At 73.0% G+C, this 12,335-nt stretch carries 11 protein-coding genes; 10 read left to right on the top strand and 1 reads right to left on the bottom strand.

What is annotated here, in order from left to right; all coding sequences use genetic code 11:
• Positions 1-24 precede the first annotated feature (24 nt).
• Positions 25-567, bottom strand: a complete 543-nt coding sequence (locus AC3ET4_RS08310) for a DUF1697 domain-containing protein (RefSeq protein ID WP_431947545.1) — start codon at positions 565-567, stop codon at positions 25-27.
• Positions 568-670: 103 nt separating this feature from the next.
• Here AC3ET4_RS08310 and AC3ET4_RS08305 point away from each other — a divergent pair, with 103 nt between their 5' ends.
• The 10 genes from AC3ET4_RS08305 (at position 671) to AC3ET4_RS08260 (ending at position 12,333) form a co-directional block, all read left to right on the top strand.
• A complete protein-coding gene (locus AC3ET4_RS08305) occupies positions 671-1,909 on the top strand; it encodes an AAA family ATPase (protein WP_431947543.1) in 1,239 nt (412 codons plus the stop codon).
• 10 nt (positions 1,910-1,919) lie between these two features.
• Positions 1,920-2,252, top strand: a complete 333-nt coding sequence (locus AC3ET4_RS08300; protein WP_431947541.1) for a nucleotide pyrophosphohydrolase — start codon at positions 1,920-1,922, stop codon at positions 2,250-2,252.
• A gap of 233 nt (positions 2,253-2,485) precedes the next feature.
• Positions 2,486-2,941 (top strand): DUF6099 family protein, encoded by a 456-nt coding sequence (locus AC3ET4_RS08295; RefSeq protein WP_431947539.1) that lies wholly within the window; start codon positions 2,486-2,488, stop codon positions 2,939-2,941.
• A gap of 118 nt (positions 2,942-3,059) precedes the next feature.
• The gene (locus AC3ET4_RS08290) at positions 3,060-3,983 is read left to right on the top strand and encodes an LLM class F420-dependent oxidoreductase (protein WP_431947537.1); all 924 of its coding nucleotides are present in this window, start codon (positions 3,060-3,062) and stop codon (positions 3,981-3,983) included.
• Between the two features lie 31 nt (positions 3,984-4,014).
• A complete protein-coding gene (gene mmuM, locus AC3ET4_RS08285) occupies positions 4,015-4,935 on the top strand; it encodes a homocysteine S-methyltransferase (protein ID WP_431947535.1) in 921 nt (306 codons plus the stop codon).
• Positions 4,936-4,965: 30 nt separating this feature from the next.
• A complete protein-coding gene (locus AC3ET4_RS08280; RefSeq protein ID WP_431947533.1) occupies positions 4,966-6,423 on the top strand; it encodes a 3' terminal RNA ribose 2'-O-methyltransferase Hen1 in 1,458 nt (485 codons plus the stop codon).
• On the top strand, positions 6,420-8,966 hold the full coding sequence (locus tag AC3ET4_RS08275; protein WP_431947531.1) for a polynucleotide kinase-phosphatase: 2,547 nt from the start codon (positions 6,420-6,422) through the stop codon (positions 8,964-8,966). The genes AC3ET4_RS08280 and AC3ET4_RS08275 overlap by 4 nt, the downstream gene beginning before the upstream one ends.
• Before the next feature lie 75 nt (positions 8,967-9,041).
• Complete coding sequence (locus tag AC3ET4_RS08270; RefSeq protein ID WP_431947529.1) at positions 9,042-10,265, top strand: arginine deiminase; 1,224 nt, start codon at positions 9,042-9,044, stop codon at positions 10,263-10,265.
• Between the two features lie 135 nt (positions 10,266-10,400).
• Positions 10,401-11,405, top strand: a complete 1,005-nt coding sequence (gene argF / locus AC3ET4_RS08265; protein WP_431947527.1) for an ornithine carbamoyltransferase — start codon at positions 10,401-10,403, stop codon at positions 11,403-11,405.
• Positions 11,406-11,505: 100 nt separating this feature from the next.
• Complete coding sequence (locus AC3ET4_RS08260; RefSeq protein ID WP_431947525.1) at positions 11,506-12,333, top strand: enoyl-CoA hydratase family protein; 828 nt, start codon at positions 11,506-11,508, stop codon at positions 12,331-12,333.
• The last annotated feature ends 2 nt before the right edge of the window (positions 12,334-12,335 follow it).

The following is a 12,335-nucleotide window of genomic DNA, read 5'->3' as shown; positions in this document are numbered from 1 at the left end:
ACGCGCGCTCGCCGGCCCCGCCCGTCACCGCGCGGCCATCGCCACCAGGCGGGTCACGGTGTTCCAGTTGCGGGCCGTGGCCGTCAGCCTCAGATGCTTCTCCCACAGCGTGTGGGACAGCCGGGTCTTCTGCACCCCGCCGGGGCAGTGCACGTAGATCTCCCGCGCGCCCGGGCGGAACTCGTCGGGTGCGAAGCCGTCCGGGTCGAGCCCGGCGATCCGGTCCGGCTCGACCGGCCCCGACAGGAAGACGACCAGGAAACGGGCGGCGTCGACGCCCGTCATGTCGAACGGGTTGTGTTCGACGACCCGGGTGAGGTCCGCCGCCTCACGCACGAGGCACGGCACCTTCCGGCCGTCGAAGGCGGCGGCGACGGCCGACTCCAGGGCCTCGGCGAGCTTTCCCGGGTCGGCGCCCTCGTGCTCGAACAGGGCGTTGCCGCTGCGCAGATGGGTGCGTACGGACCGCCCGCCGATCTCCTCCAGCAGCCGACGCAGGTCCTGCATCGGCAGCTGGGTCGTCGGCCCGACGTTGATCCCGCGCAGGAGCGCCACGTAATCCGTCACCCGGCCACACTAACCGCCGCCTCGCCGCGGCTTACCCCCTTTCGGAGGACCACGGGCCCGGCGGAACGGTTCGGCACCGGCTCCCGCCGCTACGTTCACGTCCATGAGCACGAAGCGTGACCGCCCGATCGTCACCGAACTGCGGCTCTCCGCCTTCAAGTCGCACCGAGGCGCGAGCTTCCCGCTCGGGCCGCTCACCTTGCTGGCGGGGGCGAGCGGCACCGGCAAGTCCAGCGTCCTGGAGGGGCTGGGCCTGCTCGGCCGGCTCGCCGCCGGCGAGGAGCTGGCCATGGCGTTCGACGGCGTGCGCGGGGGAGTGGCGGCGTGCGTGCCCCACGCGGCCAGGCCGGACGCCGAGGGCCGGCGCGGTTTCCGCATCGGGTGCACGGTGGACGGCGGGGTCGGTCCCGTCGCGCTCGACGTGGCCGTGCAGACCGAACCCGAACTTCGCATCGTGGGCGAGCGGCTGACCGGCGCCGGGGAGACCCTGCTCGCGACCGCGCTGCGCGACCCGGGTCGGCGTACCGTCCAGGCGGCCTGGCACACCGCTGGGCTGGTCCAGGTGACCCGCGCCCCGCTGCCCGACGACCGGCTGGCGACGTCCCTGCTGCCGCTGCGTGTCGCGGGCACCACCGAAGGACAGCGGCTGGTGCTCGCCGCCGCCGAGCAGATGGTGCTCGCGCTGCGCGGCGTGTTCCCCGTCGATCCCCGGCCGCACACGATGCGGGAGCCCGCCCGGGTGGCCGACGGCCTGCTCCGCGGCGGCTGCGACAACCTCTCGGCGGTGCTGCGCCGCACCCAGGGCGAATGCCGCACCCGGCACGCGGCGCTGGTCGGTGCGCTGCGTGCGGTGTGCAGCCCGCCCGTCGAGGGGCTGACGGTGATCCCGGCCGCGGCGCCGCCGGAGCCGGGGACGGGGGCGTACGCGGAGTCCGTGGTGGCGGCGATCGACCGGGGAGCGCAGGGGCTGGTGCCCGTGGACCGGCTCGGGGACGGGGAGTTGCGCTTCCTGGCGCTGGCGCTGGTGCTGCTCACCGGGCCGGGCGTGCTGGAGGTGGACACCAGCGGCGAGGTGCCGGACGCGGTGCAGGTCCTCACGGTGCTGGCGGACGGGCTGGACGCCGGCCTGGACGCGGTGCAGTCGCGGCAGTTGCTGGCGCTGGCGGCGCAGGTCGCCGAGCGCGGTCACATCAGGCTGCTGGGCACGGTGCACGACCCCCGGGTGGCCGAGGGGGCGCAGGGGGTGACCCTGCTGCGTCTCGGGGACGCCGCGGCCGACCGGGAACGGGCGCCGGCGCAGGGGACGGGACCGCAGCACCACGCGGCGGCGGCGATGGGGTAGACCTGCGGGTGTGACCGAGGACCTGCACGCTCTGCAGCGCCGGCTGGCCGCCTTCGCGGCCGCCCGGCGCTGGGAGCCGTACCACACGCCCAAGAACCTGGCCGCGGCCCTGAGCGTCGAGGCCGCGGAGCTGCTGGAGATCTTCCAGTGGCTCACGCCCGAAGAGGCGCGCGCGGTCATGGAGGACGCCGACACGGCGCGGCGGGTGCGGGACGAGGTGGCGGACGTCCTCGCGTACCTGCTGCAGTTCTGCGAGGTGCTCGGCGTGGACGTGCTCGAGGCCCTGTCCGCCAAGATCGACCGCAATGAGTCGCGCTTCCCGCTGCCGGGGGACGGGGACTGAGGGGGCGGCCGCCGGTGCGCCGCGCCTACCGCGCGTGTCGGCGCCCTGTGCCGCGCGACGGTGATGCCAGGCGGGGTGCCGCGTCCTCGTCGGCCCGGTACTCCGCGCCGTTCACTCGGGCGGGTGATGGCGTTGTCCACAGGGAAAACGCACCCCTTCCCTCTCGCGTCACGGCCGGTCACTCTGAGTGAAGAACGGGATCGACGGGGAGACGGGGCGGAGGTGCGTCGACGATGGACGCGGTACGGCTGATCCGGGCCACGCGGGAGGCGCTGAGGAGCGGCGGGACCGAGCGGGAGCTGATGGCCGAGGCCTGGCAGGTGCAGGCGCTGACGGAGGCGATCGGCAGCCACCTCGCCCTCCACGGGGCCTCCGAGCTGCGGACCCCCGGCTTCTCCGTCTGCGAGGCCGGTGGCCGGGCCTGTGGCGCCGCGTGGCCGCCGGGGGTGGCGTCGGGACCGTTACGCGCGTCCATGCTCACCGGTGTGCGCGAACCGGCCGGGACCTTGCGCGAGCTGCGTGAGCTGTTGTCCGAGCTGGGGATGGCCCTGGTCTCGGTGGCCTGCACCGCCGAGAGCGAGACGGAGTACTGGCAGTGCATCGAGGCGGTCGACGCCGCCGACGAGTCCAAGGACCGGGTGGGTGTGCTCCTGCGCGCGGTCGAGGCATGGCAACGGGAGAGCGCATGACCGGCAAGTCGATCCTGCGGCGGTGGAGTTGGTTGGTCGCGGCCGTTCCGGGTGCGGGAGAGTGCCGTATGCGCGGGGGTGTCGACCGGTCCGGGGCGAACGGGTGCAGGATGGAGCCATGGATCTTCGCATCTTCACCGAGCCCCAGCAAGGGGCCTCGTACGACACCCTGCTCTCCGTCGCCAAGGCGACCGAGGAGCTCGGGTTCGACGCCTTCTTCCGCTCCGACCACTACCTCAAGATGGGTGACGTCGACGGTTCGCCGGGGCCGACCGACGCGTGGATCACCCTGGCCGGTCTCGCCCGCGAGACCAAGCGGATCCGGCTCGGCACGCTGATGACGGCCGCCACCTTCCGGCTGCCCGGTGTGCTCGCCATCCAGGTCGCGCAGGTGGATCAGATGTCGGGCGGGCGCGTCGAGCTCGGCCTGGGCGCCGGGTGGTACGCGGAGGAGCACACCGCGTACGGCATCCCGTTCCCCAAGGACAAGTTCGCCAGGCTCGAGGAGCAGCTGGCCGTCGTCACCGGCCTGTGGTCGACACCGGCGGGCGAGACCTTCGACTTCAAGGGCACCTACTACACGCTGGAGAACTCTCCGGCTCTGCCCAAGCCGGCCCAGGCCAAGATCCCCGTCCTGATCGGCGGGAACGGTCCCACGCGCACCCCGCGGCTCACCGCCCGCTACGCCGACGAGTTCAACATGCCGTTCGGCTCGCTGGAGGACACCGCCCGGCAGTTCACCCGGGTGCGGGAGGCCGCCGAGGAGTTCGGCCGGGGCAAGGACGAGATCGTCTACTCCAACGCGCTCGTCGCCTGCGTCGGCAAGGACGACGCCGAGGTCGCCCGCAGGGCCGCGGCCATCGGCCGCGAGGTCGACGAGCTCAAGGCCAACGGCCTCGCGGGTTCGCCCGCCGAGGTCGTCGACAAGATCGGCCGCTACGCCGAGCTCGGTGCCACCCGCTTCTACCTGCAGATCCTGGACCTGAGCGACCTCGGGCACCTGGAACTGATCGCCTCCGAGGTCCAGTCGCAGCTCGGCTGAGCCCCGGCACACCGCACAAGGAGCACCCGCGATGCCCGCACCCGGCCGGCCCCTGGCGCAGGCGCTTGCCGAGGGCGTCGTCGTCCTCGACGGCGGGCTGTCCAACCAGCTCGCCGACCAGGGCTGCGACCTCGGCGACGCCCTCTGGTCCGCCCGGCTGCTCGCCGACGCGCCGGAGCAGATCGAGGCGGCCCACACCGCCTATGTGCGGGCGGGCGCGCGGGTGCTCATCACCTCCAGCTACCAGGCCACCTACGAGGGCTTCGCCGCACGCGGCATCGGACGGCGGGAGGCGACCGCCCTGCTGCGGCGCAGCGTCGCCCTCGCCCGTGCCGCCGCCCGAGACCGGGACGACATATGGGTAGCGGCGTCCGTGGGACCGTACGGCGCGATGCTCGCGGACGGCGGGGAGTACCGGGGCCGCTACGGGCTGAGCGTCGCGGAGCTGGAGCGCTTCCACCGGCCCCGGATGGAGGCGCTGGCGGAGGCCGGTCCGGACGTCCTGGCGCTGGAGACCGTGCCGGACACCGACGAGGCGGAGGCGCTGCTGAGGATCGTCGAGGGCCTCGGGATGCCGGCCTGGCTGAGCTACACCGTCGCCGGCGTGGCGACCCGGGCCGGGCAGCCCCTGGAGGAGGCCTTCCGGATCGCTGCGGACACGAAGGCGGTGATCGCCGTCGGCGTCAACTGCTGTGATCCTGCGGACGCCACCCGCGCCGTGGAGACGGCGGCGGCGACCGTGGACCGGCCCGTGGTGGTCTACCCCAACAGCGGCGAGACATGGGACGAGCAGGCCCGCGACTGGCGTGGCGGATCGGTCTTCGATCCGGCCCTGGGGCCCGCCTGGCACCGGGCCGGCGCCCGGCTCATCGGGGGGTGCTGCCGGGTCGGGCCCGGGCAGATATCCGCCCTCGCCCGCTCACTCGCCCCGGGCCGCGAAAACCGCTGGTAGAAGCGGCGGCGAGCGGGCGATACTCGGGCGGTGTTCCTGACGATCACCACCACCGGCAGCGGCGGCACGCCCGCCACGGACCTCGGCTTCCTGCTGCACAAGCATCCGGAGAAGGCGCAGGTCTTCTCGACCTCCTACGGCGACGCCCACGTCTTCTACCCCGAGGCGTCCGAGCAACGGTGCACCGCCGCGCTGCTGCTGGAGGTCGATCCGGTGGCACTCGTGCGGCGCGGCAAGGGCAAGGGCAGGGGCGGAGCCCCCGACTCAGCGCTCGGCCAGTACGTCAACGACCGGCCGTACGCCGCGTCGTCGCTGCTGGCGGTCGCCCTGCGCACGGTGTTCGCCAGCGCTCTGAGGGGCGTCTGCGACGCCCGCCCCGAGCGGGCAGCGCAGCCGCTGCCCCTGCGGATCGAGATCCCCGCCGTGCCCGCGCGCGGCGGCGCCGCCCTCGTCCGCCGGCTCTTCGAGCCGTTGGGCTGGGCCGTCGAGGCGGAACCGGTCGAGCTGGACGAGCGATTCCCCGCATGGGGCGAGTCCCGCTACGTGCGGCTGGCGCTCGAAGGTGAGCTGCGGCTGTCCGTGGCCCTGCGGCACCTGTACGTGCTGCTGCCGGTCCTGGACGACGCCAAGCACTACTGGGTGTCGCCGGACGAGGTCGACAAGCTGCTGCGGATGGGCGACGGATGGCTCGCCGCCCACCCGGAGCAGCGGCTGATCACCAGCCGCTACCTCGCACGTCGCTGGTCGCTGACCCGGCAGGCCACGGAGCGGCTGGAGCTGGCCCGGCTCGCCGAAGCCGACGACAGCGAGGCCGGGGAGCTGGACAACGCCGTCGACGAGGAGGTGGACACCGAGGAGAAGCCGCTGCCGCTGGCGGTCCGGCGCCGCGAGGCGATCCTCGCGGAGCTGCGCGAGGCCGGGGCGAGCCGTGTCCTCGACCTCGGCTGCGGCCAGGGGCAGCTGGTCGGCGCGCTGCTGAAGGACCCGCGCTTCACCGAGATCCTCGGCGTCGACGTGTCCTCCCGCGCCCTCGGAGAGGCCCGCCGGCGGCTGCGGCTCGACCGCATGGGCGAGCAGCAGTCCTCCCGCGTCCGGCTGGTGCAGGGCTCCCTGACCTACACCGACGCCCGCCTCAAGGGCTACGACGCCGCCGTGCTCAGCGAGGTCGTCGAGCACCTCGACCTGCCCCGGCTGCCCGCGCTGGAGTACGCCGTCTTCGGCTCGGCCCGCCCCTCGACCGTCGTGCTGACCACGCCGAACGTCGAGTACAACGTGCGCTGGGAGACGCTGCCGGCCGGGCACGCCCGGCACGCGGACCACCGCTTCGAGTGGACGCGTGAGGAGTTCCGCTCGTGGGCCGAGCGGGTCGCCGGACGCTACGGCTACGGCGTGCGCTTCGTCCCCGTCGGCCCCGAGGACCCCGAGGTCGGCCCGCCCACCCAGATGGCCGTCTTCACCCTGACCACGAAGGAGGTCACGACCGCATGACCGGCAAGCGCACCCTCCCGGTGACCGACCTGTCCCTCGTGGTCCTGATCGGCACCACCGGCTCCGGCAAGTCAACCTTCGCCCGGCGCCACTTCAAGCCCACCGAGGTGATCTCCTCGGACTTCTGCCGCGGTCTCGTCAGCGACGACGAGAACGACCAGGGCGCCAGTGGCGACGCCTTCGACGTGCTCCACTACATCGCGGGCAAGCGGCTCGCCGCCGGCCGGCTGACCGTCGTCGACGCCACCAGCGTGCAGCGGGAGAGCCGTCGCCGGCTCGTCCGTCTCGCCCGCGAGTACGACGTGCTGCCCATCGCGATCGTCCTGGACGTCCCCGAGCAGGTCTGCGTCGAGCGCAACGCGGCGCGACCCGACCGCGCCCACCTGCCCCGGCACGTCGTCCAGCGCCAGCAGCGGGAGCTGCGCCGCTCGCTGCGGCAGCTGGAGCGCGAGGGCTTCCGCAAGGTGCACATCCTGCGCGGCGTCGAGGAGGTCGACGCGGCCGAGGTCGTGCTGGAGCGCCGCTACAACGACCTGCGCCACCTGACCGGCCCGTTCGACGTCATCGGCGACGTCCACGGCTGCGGCTCCGAGCTGGACACCCTGCTCGGCAAGCTGGGATACGTCGACGGCGTGCACCCGCAGGGACGCACCGCCGTCTTCGTCGGCGACCTCGTCGACCGCGGCCCCGACAGCCCCGGTGTGCTGCGCCGCGTCATGGGCATGGTCGCCGCAGGCAGTGCTCTGTGCGTGTCCGGCAACCACGAGAACAAGCTGGGCCGCTGGCTCAGGGGCAAGAACGTCCAGCACAGCCACGGCCTCGCGGAGACCATCGAGCAGCTGGAGAAGGAGGACGAGCACGACCCCGCCTTCCGGGAGCAGGTGCGCACGTTCGTCGCGGGACTGGTCAGCCACTACGTGCTCGACGGCGGGAAACTGGTCGTCTGCCACGCGGGCCTGCCCGAGAAGTACCACGGCCGCACCTCCGGCCGGGTCCGCTCGCACGCCCTGTACGGAGACACCACCGGCGAGACCGACGAGTTCGGGCTGCCCGTGCGCTACCCGTGGGCCGAGGACTACCGCGGCCGCGCCGCCGTCGTCTACGGCCACACCCCCGTGCCGAGCGCCACATGGCTCAACAACACGATCTGCCTGGACACCGGCGCCGTCTTCGGCGGCCGGCTGACGGCCCTGCGCTGGCCCGAGCGCGAGATCGTCGACGTCCCCGCGGAGCGGGTCTGGTACGAGCCGGCCAAGCCGCTCGCCTCCGAGGCGCCCGGAGGGCACGAGGGGCGGCCGCTCGACCTGGCCGACGTCAGCGGCCGCCGCGTCGTGGAGACCGCCCACCACGGCCGGGTCGCCGTCCGTGAGGAGAACGCGGCCGCCGCGCTGGAGGTCATGAGCCGCTTCGCGGTCGACCCCCGCCTGCTGATGTACCTGCCGCCGACGATGTCGCCGTGCGCGACCTCGCAGCTGGAGGGCTACCTGGAGCACCCGCACGAGGCGTTCGCCGCCTACCGGGCGGACGGCGTCGGCCAGGTCGTCTGCGAGGAGAAGCACATGGGCTCCCGCGCCGTGGCGCTGGTGTGCCGCGACGCGGAGGCGGCCGGCGAGCGCTTCGGGGTGACCGGCGGAGTGACGGGCGCCCTGCACACCCGCACGGGCCGGCCGTTCTTCGACGACCCCGGCGTCACCGAGCAGGTCCTGGACCGGCTGCGGGCCTCCGTCACCGCCGCGGGGCTGTGGGAGGAGCTCGGCACGGACTGGCTGCTGCTCGACGCCGAGCTGATGCCCTGGTCGCTGAAGGCCTCCGGCCTGCTGCGCAGGCAGTACGCCGCCGTGGGCGCCGCCTCAGGCGCGGTCTTCCCGGGTGCGCTCGCCGCCCTGGAGTCCGCCGCCGCGCGGGGCACCGACGTCGCGGGCCTGCTGGAGCGGCAGCGCGGCCGGTCCGCCGACGCCGCCGCCTTCACCGAGGCGTACCGGCGCTACTGCTGGACGACCGAGGGCCTGGACGGGGTGCGGCTGGCGCCCTTCCAGATCCTGGCCGTCCAGGGCCGCAGTCTCGCCGCCCTCCCGCACGACGAGCAGCTGGCGCTGATCGACCGCCTGGTCGCGGGCGACCCGACGGGGCTGCTGCAGGAGACCCGCAGGACGCTGGTCGACACCCGCGACGAGGAGTCGGTGGCCGCCGGCACGCGGTGGTGGCTGGAGCTGACCGAGGCCGGCGGCGAGGGCATGGTCGTCAAGCCGCTGCAGGCCCTGGTGCGCGACCAGGACGGCAACCGCCTGGTCCAGCCCGGTGTCAAGTGCCGGGGCCGGGAGTACCTGCGGATCATCTACGGTCCCGAGTACACCCGTCCCGACCAGCTGGTCAGGCTCCGTTCGCGGGCCCTGGGCCACAAGCGCTCCCTCGCGCTGCGCGAGTACGCGCTGGGCCTGGAGGCGCTGGACCGGCTGGCCGCGGGCGAGCCCCTGTGGCGCGTCCACGAGGCGGTCTTCGCCGTCCTGTCCCTGGAGTCGGAGCCGGTGGACCCCCGGCTTTGAGGGGTCGGGGGCGGGCGCCCGTGTGCCCGCCCCGCCCAGGAGGTGAACCCCTGCCAAGTGGGAATGTCTAGTTCCATGGCATTCCATGTGGACTCCGAGGCAGGGCGGCTGCACCGCGTCATCCTCCACCGCCCCGACCTGGAGCTGAAAAGGCTCACGCCGTCGAACAAGGACGCCCTGCTCTTCGACGACGTCCTGTGGGTGCGCCGGGCCCGTGCCGAGCACGACGGCTTCGCCGACGTGCTGCGCGACCGGGGTGTGGTCGTGCACCTCTTCGGTGACCTGCTGCGGGAGACGCTGGGCCTGCCCGAGGCCCGGCGCATGGTGCTCGACCGGGTCTTCGACGAGAAGGAGTACGGTCCGGTGGTCACCGACCACCTGCGCGCCGCCTTCGACGAGCTGTCCGCGGGCGAGCTGACCGAGGCCCTGGTCGGCGGCATGACCAAGCGGGAGTTCCTCGACCGTTTCGCCGAGCCGGTCTCGGTCCGCTTCCACGTGATGGACCTCGACGACTTCCTGCTCGACCCGCTGCCCAACCACATCTTCACCCGGGACACCTCGGCCTGGGTGTACGACGGGGTCAGCATCAACGCGATGCGCTGGCCCGCCCGTTGGCACGAGACGACGCACTACGAGGCGATCTACCGCCACCACCCGCTCTTCGCGGGCGCCTCCTTCCATGTGTGGTCCGAGGGCCAGGCCGCCTATCCGTCCACCATCGAGGGCGGCGACGTCCTGGTGATCGGCAACGGCGCCGTCCTCATCGGCATGAGCGAGCGCACCACTCCACAGGCGGTGGAGATGCTCGCCCAGCGCCTTTTCACCTCGGGATCGGCCAGCACGATCGTGGCCCTGGACATGCCCAAGCGCCGCGCCTTCATGCACCTGGACACCGTGATGACCATGGTCGACGGCGACACCTTCACCCAGTACGCGGGCCTGGGCATGCTGCGCTCGTACACCATCGAGCCCGGCGTGGGAGAGCGCGACCTCAAGGTCACCGACCACCCGCCGGAGGACATGCACCGGGCCATCGCGGCGGCCCTGGGCCTCGACGGCATCCGGGTGCTCACCGCGACCCAGGACGTCCACTCCGCCGAGCGCGAGCAGTGGGACGACGGATGCAATGTGCTCGCCCTGGAGCCGGGTGTCGTCCTGGCGTACGAGCGCAACGTCACCACCAACACCCACCTGCGCAAGCGCGGCATCGAGGTCATAGAGATCCCGGGGAGCGAACTGGGGCGCGGCCGCGGCGGTCCGCGCTGCATGAGCTGCCCCGTCGAGCGGGACCCGGTCTGACCGGGCGGTCCGCGCCCGGGTCCGCGGGAGCCGCCACACGAGAATCTGTATAAGGATGCAAGACTTCGTATAGACTTCCGCAAGTCCCGGCGCACTCATGTTCGGCACCCGGCCGACCTCGACCTAGGAGCCCCCATGGCCATCGACCTCACGGGCCGCCACTTCCTCAAGGAGCTGGACTTCGCCCCGGAGGAGTTCCGCCACCTGGTGGAGCTGGCCGCCGAGCTGAAGTCGGCCAAGAAGGCGGGCACCGAGGTCCGGCGGCTCGCCGGCCGGAACATCGCACTGATCTTCGCCAAGACCTCCACCCGCACCCGTTGCGCCTTCGAGGTCGCCGCGTCCGACCAGGGCGCGTCCACGACCTACCTGGACCCGGCCGGGTCCCAGCTCGGCCACAAGGAGTCGGTGAAGGACACCGCCCGCGTGCTCGGCCGGATGTTCGACGGCATCGAATACCGCGGGACGGGCCAGGAGGTGGTCGAGGAGTTGGCGGCCCACGCCGGGGTACCGGTCTGGAACGGCCTCACCGACCAGTGGCACCCGACGCAGACGCTCGCCGACGTGCTCACCATGGCCGAGCACTCGGCCTCGCCGCTGGAGGAGACCGCCTACGCCTATCTCGGCGACGCCCGCTCCAACATGGGCAACTCGCTGCTGGTCACCGGCGCCCTCCTCGGGATGGACGTGCGCATCGTCGCCCCGGAGCAGTTGTGGCCGCAGGAGTCGGTCGTCGCCGAGGCCCGGCGCCTGGCGCGGGCCAGCGGCGCGCGCGTCACCCTGACCGAGGACGTCGCCGAGGGCGTCGCCGGCGCGCAGTTCGTCCACACCGACGTGTGGGTGTCGATGGGAGAGCCCGCCGAGGTCTGGGACGAGCGCATCACCCTGCTGAAGCCGTACGCCGTGACCATGGACGTGCTGCGGGCCACCGGCCGTCCCGACGCGAAGTTCATGCACTGCCTGCCCGCCTACCACGACCTCGGCACCACCCTGGCCCAGCAGATCCACGAACGGCACGGGCTGGCCTCGCTGGAGGTCACGGACGAGGTCTTCGAGTCGGCGCACTCCATCGTCTTCGACCAGGCCGAGAACCGGATGCACACCATCAAGGCCGTCCTCGTCGCCACGCTGGCAGGCGCCTGAGGCGCCGCGCGCGTATCGCGCACTCGTGACGGCAGTCACGAAGGAGTGATAACTTCACGGTGCTGGCAAGCCTGCCTCCACCGTGAAGGAGGACGTGCCCATGAGCCCCTACCGAGGCTCCGCAGGCCGGACCGAGGAATGGCGGCACCTGCGGGTGGAGCGCGCCGACGGCGTCGTCACCGTCACCCTCGACCGCCCCGACAAGCTCAACGCGCTCACCTTCGGCGCCTACGCCGACCTGCGCGACCTGCTCACCGAGCTGCCGCACCACGGCGACACCCGTGTGCTGGTGCTCGCCGGGGCCGGACGCGGCTTCTGCTCGGGCGGCGACGTCGACGAGATCATCGGCGCCACGCTCGCCATGGGCGCCGGGCAGCTCCTGGACTTCACCCGCATGACCGGGCAGGTCGTCCGCGCCATCCGCGAGGCGCCCTTCCCCGTCGTCGCGGCCGTGCACGGCGTCGCGGCGGGAGCCGGTTCCGTCATCGCCCTCGCCAGCGACTTCCGGATCGTCGAGCGCTCGGCGCGCTTCGCCTTCCTGTTCACCAAAGTCGGCCTCGCCGGCGCCGACATGGGCGCCGCCTACCTGCTGCCCCGCATCGTCGGCCTCGGCCACGCCACCCGGCTGCTGATGCTCGGCGACACCGTGGGCGCCGAGCAGGCCGACCGCATCGGCCTGGTCAGCGAGCTCGTCGACGACGGCCAGGCCGACGCGAGCGCCGCCGCCCTCGCCAAACGCCTGGCCGCCGGCCCCGCGCTGGCGTACGCCCAGACCAAGGCCCTGCTCACCGCGGAACTCGACATGCCGCTCGGCGCCGCCGTGGAGATGGACGCCGCGACCCAGGCGCTGCTGATGACCAGTGAGGACTACGCCGAGTTCCACGCCGCGTTCACCGGGAAGCGCAGCCCCAACTGGAAGGGCCGGTAGCC

This window comes from Actinacidiphila sp. bgisy167 (assembly GCF_057707665.1).
This window is presented reverse-complemented; position numbering and strand designations above follow the sequence as displayed.